At 64.0% G+C, this 26413-nt stretch carries 24 protein-coding genes and 1 pseudogene; 13 read left to right on the top strand and 12 right to left on the bottom strand.

Features of this window, described 5'->3' with window-relative positions; all coding sequences use genetic code 11:
• Positions 1–11 precede the first annotated feature (11 nt).
• The 4 genes from P9273_RS10900 to P9273_RS10915 all read left to right on the top strand — a co-directional run bounded on the left by P9273_RS10900 (position 12) and on the right by P9273_RS10915 (position 4751).
• The gene (locus tag P9273_RS10900; RefSeq protein ID WP_278048898.1) at positions 12–1421 is read left to right on the top strand and encodes an aminotransferase-like domain-containing protein; all 1410 of its coding nucleotides are present in this window, start codon (positions 12–14) and stop codon (positions 1419–1421) included.
• 143 nt (positions 1422–1564) lie between these two features.
• Positions 1565–3796, top strand: a complete 2232-nt coding sequence (gene purL / locus P9273_RS10905; protein WP_278048899.1) for a phosphoribosylformylglycinamidine synthase subunit PurL — start codon at positions 1565–1567, stop codon at positions 3794–3796.
• Positions 3797–3843: 47 nt separating this feature from the next.
• Complete coding sequence (locus tag P9273_RS10910; protein WP_336619380.1) at positions 3844–4371, top strand: hypothetical protein; 528 nt, start codon at positions 3844–3846, stop codon at positions 4369–4371.
• 146 nt (positions 4372–4517) lie between these two features.
• Positions 4518–4751, top strand: coding sequence for a BolA/IbaG family iron-sulfur metabolism protein (locus P9273_RS10915; protein WP_040995401.1), 234 nt, complete (start codon positions 4518–4520; stop codon positions 4749–4751).
• Positions 4752–4769: 18 nt separating this feature from the next.
• Here the strand turns inward: P9273_RS10915 and P9273_RS10920 are convergent, their stop codons facing one another.
• Positions 4770–5969: a ZIP family metal transporter gene (locus tag P9273_RS10920; protein WP_278048900.1), complete on the bottom strand. Its 1200-nt coding sequence runs from the start codon at positions 5967–5969 to the stop codon at positions 4770–4772.
• Positions 5966–7087 (bottom strand): multicopper oxidase domain-containing protein, encoded by a 1122-nt coding sequence (locus P9273_RS10925; protein ID WP_278048901.1) that lies wholly within the window; start codon positions 7085–7087, stop codon positions 5966–5968. The genes P9273_RS10920 and P9273_RS10925 overlap by 4 nt, the downstream gene beginning before the upstream one ends.
• Before the next feature lie 263 nt (positions 7088–7350).
• On the opposite strand from P9273_RS10925, the gene grxD reads away from it, so the two are divergent.
• Positions 7351–7686, top strand: coding sequence for a Grx4 family monothiol glutaredoxin (gene grxD / locus P9273_RS10930; RefSeq protein ID WP_278048902.1), 336 nt, complete (start codon positions 7351–7353; stop codon positions 7684–7686).
• Between the two features lie 207 nt (positions 7687–7893).
• Positions 7894–9117 (top strand): multidrug effflux MFS transporter, encoded by a 1224-nt coding sequence (locus tag P9273_RS10935; protein ID WP_442920210.1) that lies wholly within the window; start codon positions 7894–7896, stop codon positions 9115–9117.
• A gap of 142 nt (positions 9118–9259) precedes the next feature.
• On the opposite strand, the gene P9273_RS10940 is transcribed toward P9273_RS10935, so the two are convergent.
• From P9273_RS10940 to rpsD, 3 genes are all read right to left on the bottom strand, one after another.
• The gene (locus P9273_RS10940; RefSeq protein ID WP_278048904.1) at positions 9260–10087 is read right to left on the bottom strand and encodes an inositol monophosphatase family protein; all 828 of its coding nucleotides are present in this window, start codon (positions 10085–10087) and stop codon (positions 9260–9262) included.
• Positions 10077–10961: a tRNA 2-thiocytidine(32) synthetase TtcA gene (ttcA, locus tag P9273_RS10945; protein ID WP_278049038.1), complete on the bottom strand. Its 885-nt coding sequence runs from the start codon at positions 10959–10961 to the stop codon at positions 10077–10079. The genes P9273_RS10940 and ttcA overlap by 11 nt, the downstream gene beginning before the upstream one ends.
• A gap of 112 nt (positions 10962–11073) precedes the next feature.
• Positions 11074–11691, bottom strand: a complete 618-nt coding sequence (gene rpsD / locus P9273_RS10950; protein WP_040995412.1) for a 30S ribosomal protein S4 — start codon at positions 11689–11691, stop codon at positions 11074–11076.
• A gap of 366 nt (positions 11692–12057) precedes the next feature.
• Here rpsD and P9273_RS10955 point away from each other — a divergent pair, with 366 nt between their 5' ends.
• Entirely contained in the window at positions 12058–12249 is a 192-nt protein-coding gene (locus tag P9273_RS10955) for a hypothetical protein (RefSeq protein ID WP_278048905.1), read from the top strand.
• A gap of 83 nt (positions 12250–12332) precedes the next feature.
• On the opposite strand, the gene P9273_RS10960 is transcribed toward P9273_RS10955, so the two are convergent.
• Complete coding sequence (locus P9273_RS10960; protein WP_040981273.1) at positions 12333–12515, bottom strand: DUF3008 family protein; 183 nt, start codon at positions 12513–12515, stop codon at positions 12333–12335.
• A 149-nt stretch (positions 12516–12664) separates the two neighbouring features.
• Here P9273_RS10960 and P9273_RS10965 point away from each other — a divergent pair, with 149 nt between their 5' ends.
• A complete protein-coding gene (locus tag P9273_RS10965) occupies positions 12665–14056 on the top strand; it encodes an RNB domain-containing ribonuclease (RefSeq protein WP_278048906.1) in 1392 nt (463 codons plus the stop codon).
• A gap of 3 nt (positions 14057–14059) precedes the next feature.
• Here P9273_RS10965 and murI read toward each other — a convergent pair whose 3' ends face one another.
• From murI to P9273_RS10980, 3 genes are all read right to left on the bottom strand, one after another.
• Positions 14060–14860, bottom strand: a complete 801-nt coding sequence (murI, locus tag P9273_RS10970; protein WP_040995630.1) for a glutamate racemase — start codon at positions 14858–14860, stop codon at positions 14060–14062.
• Between the two features lie 289 nt (positions 14861–15149).
• Positions 15150–15749, bottom strand: coding sequence for a hypothetical protein (locus P9273_RS10975; protein WP_278048907.1), 600 nt, complete (start codon positions 15747–15749; stop codon positions 15150–15152).
• Between the two features lie 80 nt (positions 15750–15829).
• Positions 15830–16678, bottom strand: coding sequence for an RNA methyltransferase (locus P9273_RS10980; RefSeq protein WP_278048908.1), 849 nt, complete (start codon positions 16676–16678; stop codon positions 15830–15832).
• Between the two features lie 208 nt (positions 16679–16886).
• Between P9273_RS10980 and P9273_RS10985 the strand changes: the two genes are divergently transcribed.
• Positions 16887–18098 (top strand): NADP-dependent isocitrate dehydrogenase, encoded by a 1212-nt coding sequence (locus P9273_RS10985; protein WP_278048909.1) that lies wholly within the window; start codon positions 16887–16889, stop codon positions 18096–18098.
• A 74-nt stretch (positions 18099–18172) separates the two neighbouring features.
• Positions 18173–18798 (top strand): annotated as a pseudogene (locus P9273_RS10990) (glutathione S-transferase family protein).
• A 69-nt stretch (positions 18799–18867) separates the two neighbouring features.
• Here P9273_RS10990 and alaS read toward each other — a convergent pair.
• Positions 18868–21537, bottom strand: a complete 2670-nt coding sequence (gene alaS, locus P9273_RS10995; RefSeq protein WP_278048910.1) for an alanine--tRNA ligase — start codon at positions 21535–21537, stop codon at positions 18868–18870.
• Between the two features lie 428 nt (positions 21538–21965).
• On the bottom strand, positions 21966–23063 hold the full coding sequence (gene recA / locus P9273_RS11000) for a recombinase RecA (protein WP_040981289.1): 1098 nt from the start codon (positions 23061–23063) through the stop codon (positions 21966–21968).
• Positions 23064–23345: 282 nt separating this feature from the next.
• Here recA and P9273_RS11005 point away from each other — a divergent pair, with 282 nt between their 5' ends.
• Together P9273_RS11005 and P9273_RS11010 are read left to right on the top strand one after the other, a co-directional pair.
• Positions 23346–24284 carry a carbohydrate kinase family protein gene (locus P9273_RS11005; protein ID WP_278048911.1) on the top strand — a complete coding sequence of 313 codons (939 nt, stop codon included), beginning with the start codon at positions 23346–23348 and terminating at the stop codon, positions 24282–24284.
• Between the two features lie 39 nt (positions 24285–24323).
• On the top strand, positions 24324–25241 hold the full coding sequence (locus tag P9273_RS11010; RefSeq protein WP_278048912.1) for a pseudouridine-5'-phosphate glycosidase: 918 nt from the start codon (positions 24324–24326) through the stop codon (positions 25239–25241).
• A gap of 206 nt (positions 25242–25447) precedes the next feature.
• On the opposite strand, the gene P9273_RS11015 is transcribed toward P9273_RS11010, so the two are convergent.
• The gene (locus P9273_RS11015; RefSeq protein ID WP_278048913.1) at positions 25448–25771 is read right to left on the bottom strand and encodes a TfoX/Sxy family protein; all 324 of its coding nucleotides are present in this window, start codon (positions 25769–25771) and stop codon (positions 25448–25450) included.
• Positions 25772–25860: 89 nt separating this feature from the next.
• Between P9273_RS11015 and P9273_RS11020 the strand changes: the two genes are divergently transcribed.
• Positions 25861–26358 (top strand): GFA family protein, encoded by a 498-nt coding sequence (locus tag P9273_RS11020; protein WP_278048914.1) that lies wholly within the window; start codon positions 25861–25863, stop codon positions 26356–26358.
• Positions 26359–26413 lie beyond the last annotated feature (55 nt).

Genomic DNA, 26413 nt, shown 5'->3' on the forward strand with positions numbered 1-26413 from the left:
AAATTGTCACCATGACAAATTGGCTCCCCGATCTTTCCTCCGGCTCCGGCCCGCTCTATCAGCGTCTTGCTGACAGCATTGAGTCAGATATCGACAAGGGCGTTATCGACGCCGGTGCAAAACTGCCGCCGCAGCGCGACCTCGCCTATGACATCGGCACGACCGTCGGCACGATCGGCCGGGCCTATCAGTTGCTGCGCGAGCGCGGCCTGGTGAGCGGCGAGGTCGGTCGCGGCACCTACGTGCTTGGACAGCGCACGGAGGTCCCGAAATCGGATGTCGAGCCAGCCTTGCAAGGCACGCGCCCCATCGACGCGCCGAGCGGCAAGCTGCGCTTCGACAGCACCGCAGCGCCCGATGTCGGCCAGGGCGCGGTGATTGCCGACATGCTGGCGCGCACGGCGCAGGAGCATCCGCACGACATTTCGAGCTATACGCGGGATTTTCCCGAGCGCTGGTACGAGGCGGGGAGCCGCTGGCTGGCGCGCAATGCCTTCCGCCCCTCGCCCGATTCGATCGTGCCGACGCTTGGCACCCATGCCGCGGTCATGGCGGCGATCGCGGCACTGACCATGCCCGGCGACTACGTGGTCTTCGAGCATCTCACCTATTCGCAGATCGCGCGCAGCGCCGGGCTGATCGGGCGCCGCACGGCGCTGGTTTCGGCTGACGAGGGTGGCATCGATCCGGACGATTTCGAGCGCGTCTGCGCGCAGAAACATCCAAAGGTGATGTTCCTGATGCCGACCGCGAAGAACCCGACCTTGGTGACGTTGTCGGCGGAGCGGCGGCAGGCGATCGCAAAGATTGCGCGCGAGTACAATGTCGCCCTCATCGAAGATGACCTTTACGGCGAGCTCACCGACGACCCGACACCGCTGCTGGCCGAATATGCGCCCGAGCGCACGATCGTCGCCGGCGGTCTGTCGAAGTCGGTCGCGGCCGGCGTGCGCGGCGGCTGGCTTTCCTGCCCGCCGGCCTATCGCCACCGCATCCGTGTCGCCCACAAGATGATGACCGGCGGCCTGCCCTTCCTTCTGGCCGAGGTCGGCACGCGGCTGGTGATATCGGGCCAGGCGGACGAAATCCGCAAGCGCTGCATTGCCGAAATCCAGGCGCGCCTTGCCATCGTGCGTGACATGCTGGCGGGGTTCGACTTCAAGGCGCGGGACAACGTGCCCTTCGTTTGGCTTACCTTGCCGGACCCATGGCTGTCCGGCACCTTCAAGAACGCCTGCCTCGCGCAAGGCGTGCTCATCGACGACGAGGACGAGTTCAAGGCCGGCCGCTCCGAGCAGGTCTTTCACGGCGTGCGCTTTGGCGTGTCGCAACCGCGGCAAAGCAAGGATGTCGCCGGCGGCGTGGCGGTCATCCGTCGTCTGCTCGACGAAGGCCGCGCCGGCTACGACAGTTTTTCCTGATCAAGCCGGCAAGCCTCGGAGCATCGCCGGCAGTGGCGGTTTTCCGGCATTTTCCCTATCTGGTGGGGGTGTATCGCGCGAAAGCTTGCGATAAGAGGAGACTCAAAGAAACGCCCCTCTCCCACGGACAAAAATCGCCGCTCATGACCATTTCCAATTCCGTGCCGATCACCCCCGAGCTCGTCGCCGCGCATGGGCTCAAGCCCGACGAATACCAGCGCATCCTCGATCTGGTCGGCCGCGAGCCAAGCTTCACCGAGCTCGGCATCTTCTCGGCGATGTGGAACGAGCACTGCTCCTACAAATCCTCCAAGAAATGGCTGCGCACGCTGCCGACCAGCGGCCCGCAGGTCATCCAGGGTCCGGGCGAGAATGCCGGCGTGGTCGACATCGGCGACGGCGACTGCGTCGTCTTCAAGATGGAGAGCCACAACCACCCCTCCTACATCGAACCTTATCAGGGTGCCGCGACCGGCGTCGGCGGCATCCTGCGCGACGTCTTCACCATGGGCGCGCGGCCGGTGGCGGCCATGAACGCGTTGCGCTTCGGCGCGCCGGATCATCCCAAGACCCGGCATTTGGTCGCGGGCGTGGTTTCCGGCGTCGGCGGCTACGGCAATTCCTTCGGCGTGCCGACCGTCGGCGGCGAGGTCAATTTCGATGCCCGCTACAACGGCAACATCCTGGTCAACGCCTTCGCGGCGGGCCTTGCCAAGACCGACGCCATCTTCCTGTCGCAGGCCAAGGGCGTCGGCCTGCCGGTCGTCTATCTCGGCGCCAAGACCGGACGCGACGGCGTCGGCGGCGCCACCATGGCTTCGGCCGAATTCGACGACAAGATCGAAGAGAAGCGCCCGACGGTGCAGGTCGGCGATCCCTTCACCGAAAAATGCCTGCTGGAAGCCTGCCTCGAGCTGATGGCGTCGGGCGCCGTCATCGCCATCCAGGACATGGGTGCGGCCGGCCTCACCTGCTCGGCCGTCGAGATGGGCGCCAAGGGCGACCTCGGCATCGAGCTTGACCTTGACAAGGTGCCGGTGCGCGAGGAGCGCATGAGCGCCTATGAGATGATGCTGTCGGAAAGCCAGGAGCGCATGCTGATGGTGCTGCGCCCCGAGAAGGAACAGGAAGCCGAGGCGATCTTCCGCAAATGGGGCCTCGACTTCGCCATCGTCGGCAAGACCACCGACGATCTGCGCTTCCGCGTCATCCACCAGGGCGACGAGGTCGCCAATTTGCCGATCAAGGAACTTGGGGACCAGGCGCCGGAATATGACCGCCCCTGGGTCGAAGCGAAAAAGCCGGCGCCGCTGGCGGCAAATAATGCGCCAAAGGCCGATGTCGCCGACGCGCTGCTGAAAATGCTCGGCGGGCCGGACCTCTCCTCGCGCCGCTGGGTGTGGGAGCAGTATGACACGCTGATCCAGGGCAATTCGCTGCAGATTCCGGGCGGCGATGCCGGCGTCGTGCGCGTCGAAGGCCACCCGACCAAGGCGCTCGCCTTCTCCTCCGACGTCACGCCGCGCTATTGCGAGGCCGATCCTTACGAAGGCGGCAAGCAGGCCGTGGCCGAATGCTGGCGCAATCTCACCGCCACCGGCGCCTTGCCGCTCGCCGCCACCGACAACCTCAATTTCGGCAATCCGGAGCGGCCCGAGATCATGGGCCAGTTCGTCGGCGCCATCAAAGGCATCGGCGATGCCTGCCGCGCGCTCGGCTTCCCGATCGTTTCCGGCAATGTCTCGCTCTACAACGAGACCAACGGCCGCGGCATCCTGCCGACGCCGACCATCGGCGGCGTCGGGCTGATCGCCGACTGGTCGAAAATGGCGCGCGTCGGCTTTGCCGCCGAGGGCCAGATGATCGTGCTGGTCGGCGCGCCGCCGAGCTGGGGCAGCCATCTCGGCCAGTCGATCTACATGCGCGACATCCACGGCCGCACCGACGGTCCGCCGCCGCCGGTCGATCTCGCGCATGAGAAGCGCGTCGGCGACCATGTGCGCGCGCTGATTGCTTCCGGCATCGTGACCGCCGCTCATGACGTTTCCGACGGCGGCCTTGCCGTGGCGCTGGCTGAAATGGCGATGGCCTCCGGCATCGGCGCCACCATTCCAGGGCTCACCGGCACCGACCCGATCCCGGTCTGGTTCGGCGAGGACCAGGGCCGCTATCTGCTCACGCTGTCGATCGACCCGCAGAGCGGCGAATGGGACAGGATCCGCGAGGAACAGGGCAAGCTCGGCATCTTCGCACCCTGGATCGGCACCACCGGCGGGCATGAATTGAAGCTGGGTGACGCACGGCCGATCCCGGTCAGCGAATTGACCGCCGCCCATGAGGGCTGGTTCCCGCGCTTCATGGACCAGGCCAGTTGACCAGAAGCATGTCTCCCGAAAGTGTGCAGCGGTTTCGGGAAAAAGATATGCTTACGACAAAAGACTTAAATCATGTCGCTAAATCCTTTCTTATGCGACATGATTTAACCGCCAGGGCGCTGCTTGCAGCCGTCTTCTGGCCATCGCTGTTCTTTTTCTGGTTCCTCGGCCCGTTCGTCTTTCTGCTGCTGTCGACGACCTCGAGCGAGGTCTGTCCGCGTCTGGAAACCCGCGCCGAGTTCCTTGCGGCGGCCAACGGCACGCTGCCGATGCTCGTCGTGCAGACATTGATCTACGCGGTTCCGATCGTTTGCCTGGTGCTCTGGAACAGGCTTTCTCCGGAGCCGGCGCGGGCACCACTCATTGCGACCTGCATCAAGCTCTTCGCCGCCGCGGTGGGTGGCCGGGGCGGTTTCGGATTATGGCTCGTCCTTGATCTGCGACGGCTACGGTCAGGCCTTTTTCTCAAACGCATGGCGGATGACGAGCTATCTTCCCGTCGTCAGCCTGGTGATCAACATCCCTCTTTACGTGCTGGTTTTCAGCCTCGGCCGCGCCTATTCGACGCGCGATGACATCACCGAAGACGGCGTGGTTCATCCCAGCCAGGAGAACCCCTAGGCTTCATCACCCGACGGAACGGCTTCAATCCGGGCCGGAAAGGCTTTAGGCTCACGCCGAGTCACATACACAGCCTGCGCGCTTGGAACAGGATTTTGCCATGGCAATGGATGCTCACGACATTGAAAAACTGATCAAGGAAGGCATTCCGGACGCCAAGGTGACGATCCGCGACCTGGCGGGCGATGGCGACCATTATGCGGCGGAAGTGGTGGCCGAGAGTTTTCGCGGCAAAAGCCGTGTCCAGCAGCACCAGATGGTCTATGACGCGCTGAAGGGCAAGATGGGCGGCGTTCTGCACGCGCTGGCACTGCAGACCAGCGTCCCGGACTGAGCCTTGACGCGGCCGCGGTCAAATCTTGACCAGCATCGCCGTCAGGTACATGAAGCCGACGCCGGCTGCCAGCCCGGCCATTGCGGGCGGTGCAAGCAAGGCGCGCGAGCCATCGGTGCGCTGGCGAAGCTGCAGCGAAACCATTTCGACGATCACTTGCAGGATCGCCCCGGCGCCTACCGCCAGCGCCAGCGCCGACCATTGCGGCGCATAGGCGAGGCTGCCGATCCATAGACCGACGACGGCGGGCCCGCCCGCAAGCAGCGTCAGTGCGACGAAAGCGCTGAGCGGCGGTCGCTGCTTCAGGATCGGGGCGGCGATGCCGATGCCTTCGGTGATGTTGTGCAAGGTAAAGCCGAGAACCAGGAAAGTGCCGAGGCCGGCCGCACCCGAGGCGAAGGCTGCGCCGATCGCGAGCCCCTCCCCGAGATTGTGCAGGCCGATGCCGAGTGCAATAAAGGTGGAGAGCGCCAGACCGGTCGGGGTTCCGCCGCGCCGGCCCGCCGCCAGGAGCAGGAGGAAGCTGGCGGTTGCTGCGAGCATGATCAGGGTCGGCCCCTGGAACAGGGCGGCTGCTTTGCCGGCCAGTTCGAACGCGTCCTCGAGCGTGTCGACGAAAAGGAAGGCGAGGAGACCGACGGTCATCGACAGGAGGAAATCCATGCCGCCGCGCCCGATTCCGCGAAGCGCCGGATAGAACATCAGGCCGATCGCCACGGGCAGGATGCCGACGAAGGCGCCGAGCACCGCCTGCCCGGCGAAGCTCGGCGAATCGCGCGTCGGCGTCGGCACTGCGACGGCGATCTCATGGCCGAACGTCGTCCCGGTGCTGGTCACGACGTTGACCGCATGCGCCTCCCCCAGCACCCAAGGGTATGGCAGCGCGATCCACGCCGTAGCGCCGCGCGCGATCGGCCCCGGCGGATCTTGCGTGAATTGCCAGTAGGCGTCGTCGACCTGGACCTGCGCGATCGTCATCGGTTCCGACCCGCCGGCCCGCACGAGGATTCGAATGCCGTCATTGCCAAGTATCGTCCGCTCGAAGGTGAGGTTCTCGACCGGCGGCGCGCCGTTGCGAAAGCCCGACAGCGGGTCGGAAGAAACCATCCATGCGACCGCGAGCCCCAGCACGGCGAGCGGCAGTCCGATCCAGAGCAGAGAGGCCCAGCGCGGCCGGCCGGCCTGTGTATCCCGCGAGGTCTGGCCGACATCGGTCAAGACACGGTCTCCACGACGTCGAACATGCCCGACCACCCGAGTTCGGTGAATTCGGACTGGTGCGGATGGAACATGTAGAGCCCGGGTTCGTGCTCCTTGAAATGGAATTCCAGGATACCGCGCTCGGCCTGGCATTGCGTGATCAGGTCGACGGTCTTCAGTGTCGGGGTAAGGGTAGTGCCCTGATTGTAGTAGTCGAAGAAATTGGCATGCAGATGGAAGGAGTTGATTGGGTCGAACTCGACCAGGTTGACGAGATAGATCCGGACAGGCTTGTGCCTCAGCACCCGTATCGGCTTCTTCGCGTAGGCATGGGCGACGGTGTTGACGGCATAGACTTCGTTCTCGTTGTCGAAATTGGTGTCGAAGGCGTTCATCACCATCACGAATTCCTGCCAGCCGGCATTCTCGGGCGTGCCGAGCAGGCGCGAGCGGGCGACCGCCTCGTGCTCCGGATGCCGGGCGGGGTCGGGATCGACCACGAAGGCGCCGTACATACCCTTCTGGATGTGCCGCTTCAGCGGCAGTGCGTGGCAATGATAGAGATGGCAGCCGAACGGCCTGGCGTCGAACTCGTAGACGAACTCCTCGCCTGGCCCGATCAGGCCGGCGCCGGGAACGCCGTCCATCCGTGCTGCATGAATGCCGTGGAAATGCATGGAATGCGGATGCGAGCCGTTGTTGCGGAAGACGATTTTCAAGCGATCGTCTTCGGTCGCCCGCAGCGACGGCCCCGGCACGCGGCCATTATAGGTCCACGCCGGGAACAGGATGCCGGGCGCGATCTCGATCTCCTTGTCCTCGGCCGTGACCTCGAAGGTGCGGAGCGTTCGCCCATCCGGCAGCATCGACACCGTTCCGGTCTCCCAATCGCCGAGCAGCTTCGCGGGATCGAAACCGTTGCGGCTGTCGTCGACCTCGCCGACCGTGATCATCGCCCCATGCGCGGACAGGTGCGCCGGCTGCGGTTCGGCCGCCGCCGATGTTCCGTGACCCTCGTGGCCACCCTGCCCGCGCGCCGCGCTCGCCACCACCGCAGTGCCGCCTGCCGCCAAGCCGCCGGCCAGAAGCAGCCTTCGATCGAGCTTGTGTTCCAGCAAGGATTTCGCTTCGCGCATGTCCGCTTCCTCCACGCGCCAGGAAGAATAGCGCATGCTTCAAGATTTAGCTATAGCTATATTTTGGCGAATGCGCATCCGGAAACCGGGGGGGTCACTGGGAGGGATTTGTCCGGCCTACCGGCCCGAATTGGCCCAATGGCGGACCAAAGCTTTGCGCCATTCAAGTAGCGTCGCGGCTAACGTCTTGTTTCAGCCACCCTGTGGGTTTATTTGAAGGACATGCTTCGAGCCTGACTCCCACAGGCGTGAAAGGATTGTCCATGACCGGCATCAGCGACTACATCGACAATGAAGTGAAGAGCAACGACGTCGTGCTCTTCATGAAGGGCACGCCCGGCTTCCCGCAATGCGGGTTCTCCGGCCAGGTGGTGCAGATCCTCGACTACATCGGGGCCGACTACAAAGGCGTCAACGTGCTCGACTCGGCCGAACTGCGGCAGGGCATCAAGGACTATTCGAACTGGCCGACCATCCCGCAGCTCTATGTGAAGGGCGAATTCGTCGGCGGTTGCGACATCGTGCGCGAGATGTTCCAGGCCGGCGAGTTGCAGGATTTCCTGATCGAAAAGGGCGTCAGCGTCAAAGGCGCCGCCTGATCCAATTCTTGCTCGCCGGCGCGGAGGCTGACCCTTCCGGCCGGCAAGCATCGCCCGGGGCTGCCCCCACCTCGGCAATTCATGAACCCCGAACATCGGGGATGAGACGAACCAGTGCGCCGGCCAGCCGGCGCTTGTTCGTTTGAAAGATCGGACTTTGCCGTGGACAAGCAGGTAGAAGCGTCGCAACGGGCAAGCAGCTTGCCCATTCCGCGCTGGGAATTCATCGCGCTCTGCGCGGCGCTCATGGCGCTCAACTCCTTGGCCATCGACATCATGCTGCCGGCACTGCAGCAGATCGGCGCCTCGCTCGGAGTCGAGAGCGAGAACCACCGCCAATATGTCATCACCGCCTATATGCTCGGCTTCGGCGGCGGACAGCTTTTGTTCGGGCCTATTTCGGATCGCTTCGGGCGCCGCGCGCCCCTGGTCTTTGGCCTGGTCGTCTATGTCGTAGCCGCGGCCGCCGCCGCCATAGCGCCCAGTTTCGCCCTGTTACTGACCTGGCGCCTCGTCCAGGGCATCGGCGCGGCCGCAACCCGCGTCATCGCGGTCTCGATCGTGCGCGACACGTTCGAAGGCCGGCGTATGGCCGAGGTGATGTCGCTGATCTTCATGGTGTTCATGGCCATCCCGGTCATCGCGCCCGGCATCGGCCAGTTCGTCATGCTGTTCGCCAGCTGGCACTGGATTTTCGTGACCATGGCTATCGGCGCGCTGATCGTTTCGACCTGGGCTTTGCTGCGCCTGCCTGAGACGCTGCATCCCGAATATCGCCGCCAGCTCACGGCAGGATCCGTGCTCGGCGGCTTCCGCATCGTGCTCACCAATCGGCTCACGCTTTGCTACGCCTTTGCCAGCACCTTCATCTTCGCCGCCATGTTCGGCTTCATCAGTTCGGCGCAGCAGATCTACATCGACATCTTTCACGTCGGTGAATTGTTCCCGCTGATCTTTGCCGGCGTCGCCGGCGTGCTTGCCTTCTCCAACTATCTCAACTCGCGGTTGGTCGGACAGATCGGCATGCGCCGCCTGTCGCAAGGCGCGCTGCTTATCTTCCTGTGCATCAGCCTTGCCTGGCTGGTGGTCTCGCTGGAGATGCAGATGCCGCTCTGGCTCTTCATCACCTTCTTCGCCGGCGCGATGCTGCCATTCGGCGGACTGGGCGCAAATTTCAACGCCTTGGCCATGGAGCCGCTCGGCGAACTCGCCGGCACGGCGGCATCCATTCTTGGTTTCATGCAGACTTTTCTCGGCGCCCTCATCGGCGCGGCGATCGGCCAGGCCTATAACGGTACGGTGACGCCTCTGGCCGCGGGCTTCTGCAGCGTTTCGGTCGCGGCTTTGCTGATGATCCTGATCGCCGAGCGGGGCAGGATGTTCCAGCCCCACAATCCCCCCGTTTCGGGGCACGTCACCGATCTGCATTAGACCATTTCACCGTTTCACGGAAACGGTGAAATGCTCCTATCTCCTCGTTTTTTACGCAATTCCGGACGGAAAACCGCTCACACTTTTCCTGGAATTGCTCTAATTGCTCTCTGGCCGGCAGATCGCCGGCCGGGCGCAGATTCTACTCGGCCCAGAGCTCGCGGCGCAACTCGTCCCAGCTCTGCTTGTCGGGCGCGACCAGAAGGCCGCCGTCGACATGCGAGGGCAGGTAGGCGCTGCCGTCGACGCGCGCGACATAGCCGCCGGCTTCCTGATGGATCAGCGCGCCCGCCAGATGATCCCAGGGCATCAGCTTGTTGTAGAGCACGAAATGGGCGTGGCCGCTGGCTAGAAGCCGGTATTCATGGGCCGCGCAGCGATAGGCGAATTGCGACAGCGTCTTGGTCTGGTTGCGGGCAAGCCGCGAGCGTTCAGGCTCCTGGAGAAACTGCCAGGAAACGGCGCCGGTCATCTGCGACATCGGCACCGGCGCCGCGACTTGTACCTTCTCCAGCGCGCCATGTGCATGGCGGATATGGCTGCCGGCGCCCTTGGCGCCGATCAGCCAGTCCTTGCCGATCGGGTCATAAATGATACCGGCGATGGTCTCGCCGTTGACGACGACGCCCGCCATGACGCCGAACAGCGGCACGCCGGACGCGAAGTTGAAAGTGCCGTCGACCGGATCGATGACGAAGGCAAGCGCGGCATCACCAAGGCCCGACAGCAGCGCCGGATTGTCGGAACAGGCTTCCTCGCCGACCACCATGGCGTCGGGATAGCGCTCGAGCAGCCGGGCAGTGATCAGCCGTTCGGCATTGACATCCGCCTCGGTGACGAGGTCGGCGGCGGACGTCTTCTGGCGGACGTCGCCCTCGCCCAGCCGGCGGAAGCGCGGCATGATTTCAACCCTGGCTGCATCGGCAAGAAGGTCGGCCAGCCAGTCGATCGCGCGGTCGTCAAATGTCATCGGAAATGTCTTGCCCCGTGTTCGTGGCGAGCCCCGCGAAGTCGAACAGCTTCCTGTCCAACAGGTGCGAAGGCCTTACATTGGTCATGGCGCGGATCATCGTGTCCTTGCGGCCCGGCATGCGCTTCTCGATGTCGTCGAGCATCGCCTTCATGGCATTGCGCTGCAGCCCTTCCTGGCTGCCGCAGAGGTCGCATGGGATGATCGGGAATTTCATCGCATTGGCGAACTTCTCGAGGTCGGCCTCGGCACTATAGGCAAGTGGCCGCAGCACCATGACGTCGCCTTCGTCATTGAGGAGCTTGGGCGGCATGGCGGCGAGACGTCCGCCATGGAACAGGTTCATGAAGAAGGTTTCGAGGATGTCCTCGCGGTGATGGCCAAGCACCAGCGCCGAACACCCCTCCTCGCGCGCGATCCGGTAGAGATGGCCGCGCCGCAGCCGCGAGCAGAGCGAGCAATAGGTGCTGCCCTCCGGAAGCTTGTCGGTCACCACCGAGTAGGTGTCCTGGTATTCGATGCGGTGCGCGATCCCGTTGGCGTTGAGATAATCGGGCAGGATGTGCTTTGGAAAATTCGGCTGGCCCTGGTCGAGATTGCAGGCGAGCAGTTCCACGGGGAGCAGCCCGCGCCATTTGAGGTCGAGCAGGATGGCGAGCAGGCCGTAGGAATCCTTGCCGCCGGAGAGCGCCATCAGCCAGCGTTCGCCCGGCTTCACCATGGCGAAATCCTCGATCGCCTGGCGGGTGAGCCTTAAGAGCCGCTTGCGCAGCTTGTTGAATTCGACCGAGGACGGCACGTCGCGGAACAGCGGGTGGAAACCGCCGTCAATCTCGTCGCCGATCGGCTCGAGGGATTTCACGTCTGGCAGCATGTTCATTGCGCCGGCCTCATGGTTCTATTGGCGCTCGGATTAGCGGACCTGACCGCCAAAGAAAAGGCCGCCCCGAGAGGCGGCCTTGGATGCTGCGGCTGGTTGCTGCCGATCAGCGCGAGTAGAATTCGACGACCAGGTTCGGTTCCATCTGCACGGCGAACGGAACGTCCGACAGGCCTGGAACGCGAGCGAAGGTCGCGGTCATCTTGTTGTGGTCGGCTTCGATATAGTCCGGCACGTCGCGCTCGGCGAGAGCGACCGATTCCAGCACCATGACGAGCTGCTTCGACTTCTCGCGCACCTCGATGACGTCGCCCGGCTTGCAGCGATACGAACCGATGTTGGTGCGCTTGCCGTTTACGTTGACATGGCCGTGGTTGACGAACTGACGGGCGGCGAAGATGGTCGGCACGAACTTGGCGCGATAGACGATCGCGTCGAGGCGCGACTCCAGCAGGCCGATCAGGTTCTCGGAGGTGTCGCCCTTGCGGCGGTTGGCCTCTTCATAGACCTTGCGGAACTGCTTTTCCGAAACATCGCCATAGTGACCCTTCAGCTTCTGCTTGGCGCGCAGCTGCAGGCCGAAGTCGGAAAGCTTGCCCTTGCGGCGCTGGCCGTGCTGGCCGGGGCCATATTCACGCTTGTTGACCGGGGACTTCGGGCGACCCCAGATGTTTTCGCCAAGACGGCGGTCGATCTTGTATTTCGCGGATTCGCGCTTGCTCATCGCATTCCCTTTCAAAACAATATACCCGGAACCCCATGGCTCCGGGCGAAGGAAACGCGCCCTCCTCTGGCCTCCGTTTTCGAGACCTGACAGGGTTTCCCACGCAAAGCGACGGAAAACCCACGGGACACGTCAAAAGAAACCACCGGGCGTCGCCACCCGGTGTTGGTGGGCCTGTTAAACACAGATTTAACCGCTGTCAAGCTTGTGGCTGGCGGCGCCGACGCCAACCCGATATCATCCCTGCGTTGCATGCGGCGCTGGGTGTGGCGCAAAGTTGCACACCGGCATCGGGGCGGATGCGGCGTCTTAGGACACAACGCCCTGCATTGACGAAGGGACTGGAGCAGAGGAGTCCGAATTCCCATGAAGAAATTCTTCCTTACCCTGACCGGAGCCGCCGTATTGGCCGGGTCGATGGCGGTCATGACGCCTGAGCCGGCCATGGCCAGGCATTGGCATGGCCACAAGCAGGTGTGCCGCGTCGTGGTGAAGAAAAGAGTCGTGTGGCGCCACGGGCACCGCCATGTCGTCCGCTACAAGACGCGGCACTGCTGATGGCGCCGCTAGCTGACTGCCTGGCCTTATCCAGACGAAGCCCGCGGACGGCATCGCGGGCTTTTTTCATCCGATCTCGCGATTTATGACTTCTTGCTGGGCAGGCCCTTGCGTTTGGTCTCGGCGAATTCCTCGAGCTGCTTCTCGCTCATGGAATCGTACATCTCGCGCGACGCCCCCTTGAGCTCGCTTTTCTTGATCTCGCCACGCTTGGCGGAAAGTGCCGCGCCGGCGGCCTTTTGCTGGGCTTGCGATGTAGCGGGCATGGCCGTCTCCTTTGCTGCGGGAAAAACGCGGGGCCTCTGCGGCGGTTCCAACGTCAGCGACTCGGCCCCTCGGCATCGGTAAGTCGCCGACCCGGGCGATTTTCCTTGGCAGCCTTCCCGCGTCCGGAGCGCCAGTGTAGGACGGCAGCATGAAATCGCTGACCGATCCCGCACAGGCACTCTCCACCGGCCTCGCGAAAATCCGAACCGAATTCCACGTGCCGGATGGATTTCCGCCGGAGGTGGCGGCCGCGGCGCAGGCGGCTGCCAGGCGTATGCCCGGCCAGCATGTCGATCGCACGGCGATGCCTTTCGTCACGCTCGATCCGGCGAGTTCCACGGATCTCGACCAGGCCTTCTCGATCGACGCCAGCGGCGGCGATCTTCTCTTGCATTACGCCATTGCCGACGTGGCCTGGTTCGTCGAGGACGGCGACGCGATTGACCTCGAAGCCTGGAACCGGGGCGAGACGTTTTACTTGCCCGACGGCAAGGCCGGTCTCTACCCACCCCTGCTTGCCGAGGCTGCGGCGAGCCTGTTGCCCGATGGGCCGCGTCCTGCGGTCATCTTCACGATCCGGATTGCCGGAGACGGCGCGGTGAAATTGGATAGCGCGGAGCGCGCCATCATTCAAAGCCGCGCCAAGCTCGCCTATGACAGCGTCAAGGCTTCGGATGTTCCCGCCGGTTTCGCGGAACTGGCGCGGCGCATGGCGATGAACGAAGAGCGGCGCGGCGCTTCGCGCGTCGACCCGCCCGAGCAGGAGGTGGAAAGGCTCGCCGACGGCACGTTCCGGCTTTCGTTCAGACCGTTGTTGCAATCCGAGCAGGACAACGCCGCGCTTTCGCTGGCCGCCAATATGGCGATCGCCGATGCCATGCTGGTGCACAAGACCGGGCTGTTCCGGGTGATGTCGGGGCCGGATGTCTCCAAGGTGCAGAGGCTGCGCAACGCGGCACAGGCGCTCGGCCTGTCCTGGCCGGCATCCACCAGCCTGCGCGACTACCAGCGCACGCTCGATCCGGCCGATCCGCGACAGGCGGCGCTGATGCTGGAAATCCGCCGCGCGGGCAATGGCGCGTCCTACCAGCCCTATCGGGAAGGCATCATTCCTTGGCATGAGGCGATGGCCGCGACCTATGCGCATGCCACCGCGCCGCTCCGGCGGCTGGCCGACCGCTACGTCGTTCGCTGCGCGCTGGCAATCGCCAACGGCCAGCCTGTGCCGCAGGCGGTCACCGACGCCTTCGCCAGATTGCCGAAGGTGATGGGGCGTGCCGATGCCCGTGCGTCGCAGATCAGCCACGCGGCCATCGATCTGGCCGAGGCGGTCATGCTCAAGGGACATGAGGGGGAAACGTTCAAGGCCGTCGTCACCGATATCGTCGATCATGGCGTGCGGGTGCAGCTTGCCGACATGCCTGTCGTCGCCAATGTGAAGGCCGCCGGGCTCAGGCAGGGCGATAGTCTCCCACTAAAGCTGGTCTCCGCCGATCCGGATCAGCGCAGCATCGTCTTCGAGCCCGCTCCGCCGGTTTGAGCGCTAGCGCGCGGTAAGGCCAAAGCCTTGGATCAGCCGCCTCACGGCAAAATCCACCTTACCCGAAGTGAAGACGGCCAGATCGGGCTCGCTCTCGCCCAAGGTTTCGCCGACAGGATCGATGAGCGACATGGCGCGCCGCGCGATCGCCTCGGCGGGATCGATCCAGTCGACCGGCCAGGGCGCGGTCTTGCGCATGCGGTTGACCAGAAACGGGTAATGCGTGCAGGCGAGCACGACGATATCGGTGCGGTTGCCGTCGCGCTCGATGAAGCAGGGCGCGATTTCGGCGCGCACCGCTTCCTCGTCGACGAAACCCTGGCGCATATAGATCTCGGCCAGCCCGGCCAGCCTATCGCTGCCGACCAGGCGCACATGGCATTTCTGCGCCCATTTGCTGATCAGGTCACGCGTGTACTGGCGCTTCACGGTGCCGGGCGTCGCCAACACCGATACCAGGCCTGACCGGGTGCGTTCGGCGGCGGGCTTGATCGCTGGCACGGTACCGACAAAAAGGTGGCCGGGAAATGTCTCGCGCAACGCGTCGATCACCAGCGTCGAGGCTGTGTTGCAGGCGATGACCGAGATCGCCGGCTGCAGGCGGTCGAGCAATTTGCCGAACAGCGCGAGGATGTGATCCTTGAGCGCCGGCTCTTCCCAGGCGCCGTAAGGAAAAGCCGCGTCGTCGGCAACATAGACGAAGCGGCGGTCGGGCATCAGCACGCGCGCCTCGCGCAGCACGGTCAGCCCGCCGACGCCGGAATCGAACATCAGGATCGGGCGTTGGCTTGATCGATCGCTCATCGTCATCCGGCCACAGAGCAATTCCAGGAAAAGTGTGAAACGGTTTTCCGTCCGGAACTGCGTCAAAACAAAGAGAAGCATCCGATCCAGAATTGGATCGACCGCGCTTCTATCGCGAATGATCGTGGTCTTGAAGAGGCGAATGCGAGCAGCTTTTGCGCAGTCGCCAGAGCAATATCGCGAAAGGTGTGGAGCGGTTCTCGGACGACACCATGCTCCATCTCTTGGATTGGACCCGGACCCAGAGTTCAGGTCGATTCGACTGAAATCATCGGGCTCTGAGGCTCGCTCATATCCCGCGCTTGCCGAAGCCGGCGGGGCGCGGCCTGCCGAAAGGCTGCGGCGCGGGCGGAATGCGTGCGGATGAGACCGCGGCGCGTGGAGCGGCCGGCGCAGCGGTGCGTCCGGCGCGCGCCGGTGCCGGCAGGGGGCCGTCAAAGTCGAAAACATCCGTCAATTCGTCGATATTGCTGCCGGCGATGGGTTTCGCCCAGAGGATCGTGCACCAGAGGCCGAATATCGAAAGCGCGAGCAGGTTCAGTCCACCCGGAATGCTCTCGGGATCGTCGAATTTGACGACCAGAAGCACGCCTGCCTGCAAAAGAGCGTACACCGCCGAGAGGGCGATGTAGGCCCACAGGATCCAGCGACGCCCGTTGGCGTCGCGGGTGCGGCGCGAGGCGATGTTGCCGCGCAGCGCGACAAAGATGAGCGAGGCGACGAGGACGGCGCCCGCCATGCCTTGCCGCGCCGGACCAGGCCCCGAATTGATCAGCCCTTCGAAGCCGATCGTGCTGACAATGCAGATGACGATCACCACGGTTTCGGCGACGGCAAGACCGAGAGAGTAAAGGAAAAAGCGCAGCCGACCAATATTGGACGTGAACATGTGCCACCCCACTATTACAGCAAGGATGACGCACCACCGAATAAAATTCAGTTACTTCAAATGCTCATAGCTTATCGATTTTAACTTTCTTCGTCTTTGGCGCGACCGCGCGCGCCGGCCGGCAATCGTCTCGGATCGTCTCCGGGCGAGCCGTCGCCGCGCGGCATGGCCGGCGAGAACCGGTCGAGCGAGGAGATGATGCCGCGCAGGACTTTGAGCTCGGGTTCGGCGAAGCCCGCGCGCGTCAGCACGGCGCGCAGATTGTCGACCATCTTCGGCTTCTTTTCCTCAGGGCGGAAATAGCCGCGCGCTTCAAGCGCGTTTTCCAGATAGGCGAACAGGCTGTGCAGTTGCTCCTTGGTCGCCGGCACCAGCTCCGGCCCGGAGAAATTGGTCTGCGTCTCGTCGGCGAGGCCGGACTTCATCCATTCATAGGACATCAACAGCACCGCTTGCGCGATGTTGAGCGAGGAGAAGCCGGGATCGACCGGGAAGGTGACGATCTCGTCGGCGAGCCCGACCTCGTCATTATAGAGACCGAAGCGCTCGCGCCCGAACAGGATGCCGGTGCGCTGGCCCGCCTCGTTGCGCGCTCTCAGCGCCCTGCCCGCCTCCACCGGCCCGCGCACCGGCTTGAAGCCGTCGCGCTCGCGCGCCGTCGTGGCGAAGACGAAGTTCAGGTCGGCAACCGCCGAGGTCAGATTGTCGAAGACCCTGGTGGCGTCGATGACGTGGTCGGCGCGGCTGGCGGCCGCGCGTGCCTTCTCGCTCGGCCAACCGTCGCGCGGGTTGACCAGCCTGAGCTCGGACAAGCCGAAATTCGCCATGGCCCGCGCGACCATGCCGATATTCTCGCCGAGTTGCGGCTCGACCAGGATGATCGCCGGTCCGGCGGAAGCGGTTTTGGTTGTGTCTTCGATGGCTGGCATGGCTATGACTAACCGGGGTTTGCGGCGTTTCGGCGTCCCCTGCCACATCCGGGCCGGAAAATGAAGCATTCACGACAGCGGCACCTGTTCGGCCCGGCGAGGATCGCGGTTTGCGCGCTGAAAAAGCCTTTGATATACGCTCCCGCATCCCCGGCCGAAACCATGCGGGCAAGGCCGTTCAGATCCCCAGCAACGAGGCATTCTTTCCATGGCGAAGATCAAGGTGGCGAACCCGGTCGTCGAGCTCGACGGCGACGAGATGACCCGCATCATCTGGCAGTTCATCAAGGACAAGCTGATCCATCCTTATCTCGACCTGAAGCTTGAATATTACGATCTCGGCATCGAGAACCGCGACGACACCAACGACCAGGTGACGATCGACTCGGCCAACGCGATCAAGAAACACGGCGTCGGCGTGAAATGCGCGACGATCACCCCCGACGAGGCGCGCGTCGAGGAATTCAAGCTGAAGAAGATGTGGAAGTCGCCCAACGGCACCATCCGCAACATCCTCGGCGGCACCATCTTCCGCGAGCCGATCATCATGAAAAACGTGCCGCGCCTGGTGCCGGGCTGGACCAAGCCGATCGTCGTCGGCCGTCATGCCTTCGGCGACCAGTACCGCGCCACCGACTTCCGCTTCCCCGGCAAGGGCAAGCTGACGATCAAGTTCGTCGGCGAGGACGGCCAGGTGATCGAGCACGACGTCTATGACGCTCCGGGCGCAGGCGTGGCCATGGCCATGTACAATCTCGACGAGTCGATCCGCGAGTTCGCCCGCGCCTCGCTGAACTACGGCCTGCTGCGCAACTTCCCGGTCTATCTGTCGACCAAGAACACCATCCTCAAGGCCTATGACGGCCGCTTCAAGGACATCTTCCAGGAAGTCTACGAGAAGGAATTCGAGGCCGAATTCAAGGCACGGAAACTCTGGTACGAGCACCGCCTGATCGACGACATGGTTGCTTCCAGCCTGAAATGGTCAGGCGGCTATGTCTGGGCCTGCAAGAATTATGACGGCGACGTGCAGTCCGATACCGTGGCGCAAGGTTTTGGTTCGCTCGGCCTGATGACCTCGGTGCTGATGACGCCGGATGGCAAGACGGTGGAGGCCGAAGCCGCGCACGGCACCGTCACCCGCCACTACCGCCAGCACCAGAAGGGCGAGGAAACCTCGACCAATTCGATCGCCTCGATCTTCGCCTGGACGCGCGGCCTCGCCCACCGCGCCAAGCTCGACGATAATGCCGAACTGAAGCGCTTCGCCGAGACGCTGGAGAAGGTCTGCATCCAGACGGTCGAGGCCGGCTTCATGACCAAGGACCTGTCGCTGCTGATCGGTCCCGACCAGCCATGGCTCTCGACCACCGGCTTCCTCGACAAGATTGACGAGAACCTACAGAAGGCCATGGGGTAAAACGAAATCCCGGTAATAACGAAGGCTCCGTACGGAGCCTTCGTTTTTTCTAGGGTAACCGAAAGAGCGAAGCGATGGCCAAGCCAACCCTCTACGGCGCCGACTACAGCGTCTATGTCCGCATCGCGCGGATGGTGCTGGAGGAAAAGAGCGTCGGCTACGACCTCGTCCCTCTCGACATCTTTGCCGCCGAAGGCATTCCGGCCTGGTATCTCGAACATCATCCGTTCGGCCGCATCCCGGCCTTCGAGCATGACGGTTTTCGTCTGTTCGAGACCGGTGCCATTGCGCGCTATGTCGACGAGGCTTTCGAGGGTCCGGCGCTGCAGCCGGCCGACGCCCGCGGCCGCGCCAGGATGGGCCAGATCATCGGCATGCTCGACGCCTATGGTTATCGCGCCATGGTCTGGGACGTGGCCGTGGAGCGGTTGGAGGGGGCGCCGCCCGATGAGGCGCTGATCGCCGCGGGCTCGGTCAAGCGGAAACGGTGCTCAAGGTGCTGAGATCGCTGAAAGCACAAGGCCCGTGGCTGCTTGGCGAGCAACTGACGCTGGCCGACCTGCACGCGGCGCCGATCATCGCCTATTTCCTCAAGGTCGCGGAAGGACGCGATCTGCTGGCGCGGTTCGTGGAGATCAAAGATTGGTATGCGCGCATCGCCGCTCGCCCGAGCTTTGCGCTTACCGAGAAGGTGAGCTGACAGTATTGAAAAGACCGCGGGACAGCGCCCTCTCTGTCCCGCCGACGTTTCGATAAATTAGCCCGCGACCTACGCCGCCTCCAGAGCCGCCCTCACCGCCGCGATGGCATCATCGGCCTTGGAGGCGTCGGGGCCGCCGGCCTGCGCCATGTCGGGCCGGCCGCCGCCGCCCTGCCCGCCAAGCGCAGCGGACGCGACGCGCACCAGATCGATGGCGCTGAAGCGGCCGGTCAGGTCGTCGGTGACGGCGACGACCACGCTTGCCTTGTTGTCCTCGCCGGCGCCGACAAAGACCACCACGCCGGAGCCGAGCGTTTTCTTGCCGGCATCGGCCAGGGGCTTCAGGTCCTTCGGCGCCACGCCGCTAACCGCCTTGCCAAGGAAACCGACGCCCGCGACGGTCTCGCTGGTGGGCGGAGCGTCGGATACGGCCGGGCCGGCGCCAAGCGCCAGCTTCTTGCGCGCTTCCGTAAGCTCCTTTTCGAGCTTCTTGCGCTCATCGAGCAGCGCCTCGACGCGTGCCGGCACGTCTGCCGGCGATATCTTCAAGGTCGCCGCCGCGGCCTTCAGCCGCCTGTCCTGCTCGTCCAGATGCTTGCGCGCCGCCTCGCCGGTCAGCGCCTCGATGCGGCGCACGCCGGCCGCCACCGCGCTGTCCGACAGGATGCGCACCAAGCCGATATCGCCGGTCGACTTCACATGCGTGCCGCCGCAGAGCTCGACCGAATAGGGCCGATTGGCCTTGGCGCCATGCAAGCCCGTACCCATCGACACCACGCGGACCTCGTCGCCGTATTTCTCGCCGAACAGCGCCATGGCGCCTTCGGCGATGGCATCGTCGACCGACATCAGGCGCGTCGTCACCGGGCTGTTCTGCACGACGATCTCGTTCGCCATGCGCTCGACCTCTTCGAGCTCGTCCGCTGAGATCGGCTTATTGTGCGAAATGTCGAAACGCAGCCGGTCAGGTGCGACCAGCGAGCCCTTCTGCGCCACGTGGGTGCCCAGCACCTCGCGCAGCGCCTCGTGGATGAGATGCGTCGCGGAATGGTTGGCGCGCAGCTTCGAGCGGCGGGCATGATCGACCTTGAGCTCGACCGCCGCACCCGTCTTGACCGTGCCTTTGGCCACCTTGCCGAGATGCACGAACAGACCGTCGGCCTTCTTCTGCGTGTCGGAAATCTCGATCGAGAAGCCCTCGCCGGAGATCACGCCGGTGTCGCCCATCTGGCCGCCGGATTCGCCATAGAAGGGCGTCTGGTTGACGACCACGGCGACCGCGTCGCCCTGGCCGGCGCTGTCGATCGTCTTGCCGTCCTTGACCAGCGCCTGGACGATGCCTTCCGCAGCTTCAGTCTCGTAGCCGAGGAACTCGGTCGCGCCCGTCTTTTCGCGCACGGAGAACCAGACGGTTTCGGTCGCGGCTTCGCCCGAGCCCGCCCAATGCGCGCGCGCCTCCGCCTTCTGCCGCTCCATCGCGTCGGTAAAGCCGGCGATATCGACCGATATGCTGCGCTGGCGCAGCGCGTCCTGCGTCAGATCGAGCGGAAAGCCATAGGTGTCGTAGAGCTTGAAGGCCGTCTCGCCATCCAGCATGTCGCCGGCCTTGAGCGTCTCGGTCGCATCCGAAAGCAGGCCGAGGCCGCGCACCAGCGTCTTGCGGAAACGTGTCTCCTCGAGCTTCAGCGTCTCTGTGATCAGCGCCTCGCCGCGCACCAGCTCGGGATAGGCCTGGCCCATCTCGCGCACCAGCGCCGGCACCAGCTGCCACATCAAAGGCTCCTTGGCGCCGAGCAGCTGCGCGTGGCGCATGGCGCGGCGCATGATGCGGCGCAGCACATAGCCGCGCCCCTCATTGGAGGGCAGCACGCCGTCGGCCACGAGGAAAGAGGATGAGCGCAGGTGATCGGCGATGACGCGGAAGGATGCTGCATTCTCCTGGTTGTGACCGTGCCCGAGCGCCGAGCACGTCGCATCGATCAGATGCTTGAAAAGGTCGGTCTCGAAAACGCTTTCGACGCCCTGCAAGATCGAGGCCATGCGTTCCAGGCCCATGCCCGTGTCGATCGAGGGACGCGGCAAGTCGATGCGCTCTTCCTTCGTCACCTGCTCATATTGCATGAACACCAGATTCCAGAATTCCAGGAACCGGTCGCCATCCTCTTCCGGGCTGCCGGGCGGGCCGCCCCAGATATGCTCGCCGCGGTCGATGAATATCTCCGAACACGGGCCACAGGGCCCGGTGTCGCCCATCGCCCAGAAATTGTCGGAGGTGGCAATGCGGATGATACGATCGTCCGAGAAGCCGGCGATCTTCTTCCAGTAGCCGGCCGCCTCGTCGTCGGTGTGATAGACGGTGACCAGAAGCTTGTCCTTCGGCAGGCCGAATTCCTTGGTGATCAGGTTCCAGGCAAGCTCGATCGCGCGCTCCTTGAAATAGTCGCCGAACGAGAAATTGCCGAGCATCTCGAAGAAGGTGAGATGGCGCGCGGTGTAGCCGACATTGTCGAGGTCGTTGTGCTTGCCGCCGGCGCGCACGCTCTTCTGCGCCGTCGCGGCGCGCGAATAGGGGCGCTTCTCCAGGCCGGTGAAGACGTTCTTGAACTGCACCATGCCGGCGTTGGTGAACATCAGCGTCGGATCGTTGCGCGGCACCAGCGGGCTCGAGGCGACGATCTCGTGGCCCTCCTTGCGGAAGTAGTCGAGGAATGTCGACCGGATGTCGTTCACGCCACTCATTGCATACTGCCTTTTCGCAAGAACCGCCGGCCCGGCCGGCGGCAAATGGGCTTTGGTATTTCAGAAGATAGATGGGCCTTTTAGCGATAGCTCTTGAGCCTGTCCAGAAACACGGAAACAGCCATGTCGCCCAAAAGTGCGCGAGCGGTTTTGGCAAAACGACATGCATAAACAAAGACCAAAGCCGCATCGCCTGAATTTACGCAGCGCGATGCGCCTTGGGCCAATCGGCAAGCGAGTGGCGGGCTCAGCATCGTCCCAAAAAGCAAACCGCCGGCGCGAAGGCCGGCGGTTCGGGTACGCAGTACTCAAGAACTCGATTACATAAGCACAACCCAATAAACCAGGATTGTGGCCGAACTCCGGCTAAGCCGACGAATTGCTTCCGCTCAGTCCGCGACAGGAAACCGCTGCGCCTGGAACCGGCCCTACATGGCGCCGGCTTCGTCCTCGAAACCGTCGTCCCCACCTTCGGAGCCGCCATTCTCGAGGAATTTCTCGGCGATCAGCCCGGCATTCTGCCGAAGCGCCATCTCGATCTCGCGCGCCGTGTCGGGGTTGTCGCGCAGGAACAGCTTTGCATTCTCGCGACCCTGGCCGAGACGCTGCGAATTATAGGAGAACCAGGCGCCCGACTTCTCGACCACGCCCGCCTTGACCCCGAGATCGACGAGCTCGCCGGTCTTGGACACGCCCTCGCCATACATGATGTCGAACTCGACCACCTTGAAGGGTGGGGCCAGCTTGTTCTTGACCACTTTGACGCGGGTCTGGTTGCCGACGACCTCGTCGCGGTCCTTGACCGAGCCGATGCGGCGGATGTCGAGGCGCACCGAGGCGTAGAATTTCAGCGCGTTGCCGCCCGTGGTCGTCTCGGGCGAACCGAACATGACGCCGATCTTCATGCGGATCTGGTTGATGAAGATGACCATGGTGTTGGAGCGCGAGATCGAGGCGGTCAGCTTGCGCAGCGCCTGGCTCATCAGACGAGCCTGGAGACCGGGCAGCGCATCGCCCATCTCGCCTTCGATTTCAGCGCGCGGGGTCAGCGCCGCGACCGAATCGACGACCAGCACGTCGATGGCGCCCGAACGCACCAGCGTGTCGCAGATTTCCAGCGCCTGCTCGCCGGTGTCGGGCTGCGAGATCAGGAGGTTTTCCAGGTCGACGCCGAGCTTGCGGGCATAGACCGGATCGAGCGCGTGCTCGGCATCGACGAAGGCGCAGATGCCGCCCTTCTTCTGCGCTTCCGCCACCGTGTGCAGCGCCAGCGTCGTCTTGCCCGAGCTTTCCGGCCCGTAGATCTCGACGATACGGCCGCGCGGCAGGCCGCCGACGCCGAGCGCGATATCGAGGCCGAGCGAGCCGGTCGGCACGGTTTCGATCTCGACCGCCTGCTCATTGGCGCCGAGCCGCATGATCGAGCCCTTGCCGAACGCGCGCTCGATTTGCGACAGCGCCGCATCCAGAGCCTTTGATTTGTCCACTGCCTTATCCTCTACAAGCCGCAAAGTATTCTGAGCCATGATACATCACCCCGTGGTCGTCAATGAAGGCCGGACAATCCGTGATCCTTGCCGGTTTGTACCTTTTTTGTTCTCGTCTGGCAAGAGGCAACAAACATCTGAAAAATAATCAATATCTCGATTTGTTCTATTTTTGTCTCACCAGGGCTGGTGCGGAGCACAACCGCTGGTCCAGAAGAGATTTCGATATCCGGCCATCCCGAATCGCGCCCCCGATTGCAGGGTGACCCGGGGAAACCTAGTGTGCGCAGCCGCACGATCAACGAAAGTCACCGACCCGAAATGCCGACATCCCCAACTATCCTGGCCCTGGGCGGCGCCCATATCGACCGGCGCGGCCAGGTCTCTGGCACTTATGTGCCCGCCGCTTCCAACCCCGGCATGATGCGCGAGGATGTCGGCGGCGTCGTTTTCAACGCGTTGCGCAGCGTGGTGAAGCGTGGCGTCTCGGCCTCGCTGATCTCGGTGCGCGGCGGCGACGCGGCGGCCGAAACGGTCGCCTCGGCGATCGACAGCGCCGGAATAACGGACCTCTCGGTCGTGTTCCTCGACCGCACGACGCCGAGCTACACGGCGCTGATCGACGCCGACGGCGAATTGATCGTCGGGCTGGCCGATATGGCGCTCTATGACCTCGCCTTCCCGAAACAGATCCGCCGCGCCAAGGTGCGCGAGGCGATCGCCGCGGCCGACGCGATCCTGTGCGACGCCAACCTGCCGACGGCTGCGCTGGAGCGCCTGGTGGCGCTGGCCGGCGGCCGTCCGGTCTTCGCCATTGCCGTCTCGCCGGCCAAGGTCGTCCGGCTGACGCCGCTGCTCGATGAACTGTCGCTGCTTTTCATGAACCGCCGCGAAGCCGCCGCCCTGGTCGGCGCCGAAATGTCGGGCAAAACCCTTGTCGACGCGCTCAGACAGGTTGGCCTGAACGCCGGCGTTGTCACCGCCGGCAGTGCCCCGGTGCTGGGCTTCGACGACGCCGGCATCTTCGAAATCGACCCGCCTGCGCCGCGCCGGGTCGCCGACGTGACCGGCGCCGGCGACGCCTTGACCGGCGCGACGGTCGCCGCCCTGCTGCGCGGCCTTCCTTTGCGCGCAGCGCTGCGGGAGGGCGTGGCGGCGGCAATGCTCGCCATAGAGAGTCCGGAGGCCGTGCCATCCTTCACGATCGCCAACTTCACGCAGGCGCTTGCCCTTGTGCCGGAGGCGCGGGAGGTGGCATAGGGCCACCCACCATCCACTTCCTCCTTGTCGGAGACAGATATGACGCCGGAAACCGCTCGCCCCTTTATTGACATCCATCCGCCCGTGGCGGAGGCGCTTGCCACCGGCCGGCCCGTGGTGGCGCTGGAATCGACCATCATCACCCATGGCATGCCCTACCCCGACAATGGCGCGATGGCGGCCAGGGTCGAGCAGATCATCATCGATGGCGGCGCGGTGCCGGCGACGATCGCCGTGGTCGACGGCCGCATCAAGATCGGCCTGTCCGACGGCGAACGCGAATCGCTCGCGATGATCGGTGACGCCATGAAGCTGTCGCGCGCCGATCTCGGCTTTGCGGTCGCTCAAAAGCGCACCGGCGGCACCACGGTGGCGGCCACCATGATCGCCGCGCATATGGCCGGCATAAAAGTCTTCGCCACCGGCGGCATCGGCGGCGTCCACAAGGGCGCCGAAAAAAGTTTCGATATCTCGGCCGATCTCGACGAGCTGGCGCGCACGCCCGTCATCGTCGTCTCGGCCGGTGCCAAGGCGATCCTCGATATCGAAAAGACACTGGAAGTGCTGGAAACGCGCGGCGTGCCGGTCATCGGCCATGGCTGCGAGACCATGCCCGCCTTCTGGTCGAGGGAGTCGCCCTTCCGCGCGCCGCTGACGCTGCAGGCGCCTGAGGACATCGCGCATTTCTACCGCACCCGCCAGGCGCTTGGCTTGGGCGGCGGCATCCTCATCGCCAATCCCGTGCCGCAGAACGACGAAATTCCGGCTGATGAAATGGCCGGCTATATCGAAGCCGCCCAGAAAGCCGCCGAGGCGCAGAATGTCACCGGGAAGGCGGTGACGCCGTTCCTGTTGTCGAAGATCCTCGAACTGACCGGCGGCCGGAGTCTCAAGACCAACATCGCGCTGGTCGAGAACAATGCGAGGCTGGCGGCGGAGATCGCGAAGGCGCTGTAGGGCACGAGGCGAAGGCCCCTCACCCGGATTGCCAAGACCGAATTGCAAGGGCAATTCGGGGCAATCCGACCTCTCCCCAAGGGGAGAGGAGCTTGCCGGCGCCGGCGCCTACCTCTTCTCCCCACCGGGGAGAAGGTGGCCGCGAAGCGGCCGGATGAGGGGACGGCCTCGACGTGCCCTTCACAAGTGTTTCGACAGCGGACCAATCACTTCCCCGCCCGTCTTCCCGCCTCATAGGCCCGCCGCGCCCAGACGGCCATCTCATCGGGATCGTCGAACGCCTCGTCGGGAACGGTCCAATAGGGCATCGCCACCTCCTTGCCGTGGCGTGAGCCGGTATAAGTCCATTGCTTGCACCCAGCGGCTTCGAAGTCGGGAATGCTCTCCTCATCCGCCTTCACCATCAGTTCGTCGCGCACGATGACCGCGACGATGACGCCGTCGCAATAAATGCCCTTGCCACCGAACAGCTTGCGGATGCCGATCGGGCCAAGGCTTTCGAACAATTCTTCAAGGCGGGCATTGTCCATGCCGCGATCATCTCATCCGGGATCGGCCTTGTCATCGCCGCAACCAAAACCATGCTGACAGGTTGAGACCTGGAAACGGAGTTCCCGCCATGCCCGTCCTGCTCAAAGGCTCCTGCCGCTGCGGCGCCGTTCGCTTCGAGGTGGAGAGCCACACGCCGGTGCCGTTTATGCTCTGCTACTGCTCGATCTGCCGCAAGCAGCAGGGCGGCGGCGGTTTTGCCATCAACCTCGGCGCCGATTACCGGACGATGACCATCAGGGGCAAGCGCAGCCTCGGCGTCTATCGCGCCGAGATCGAGGACGACGAGCACCCGCATTGCGAGGTCTCGACAGGCGAGCGCAACTTCTGCCGCAAATGCGGCGCGGCCCTCTGGCTCTACGACCCGACCTGGCCGGAGCTTGTGCATCCCTTCGCCTCGGCGATCGACACCGACCTGCCGACGCCAACGGAAAAGGTGCATCTGATGCTGAAATACAAGGCGAACTGGGTCGAGCCGGTGGTCGGCAGACAAGACAAGGTGTTCGACGTCTATCCGGAGGAATCGATCGCCGACTGGCACAAGCGGACGGGGATGTGGGTGGATTAGAGCAATTCCAGGAAAAGTGCGCAGCGGTTTTCCGTCCGGAATTGCGTCAAACAAA

It is taken from the genome of Mesorhizobium sp. WSM4935, from assembly GCF_029625735.1.
In the GTDB taxonomy this organism is placed as follows: Bacteria; Pseudomonadota; Alphaproteobacteria; order Rhizobiales; family Rhizobiaceae; genus Mesorhizobium.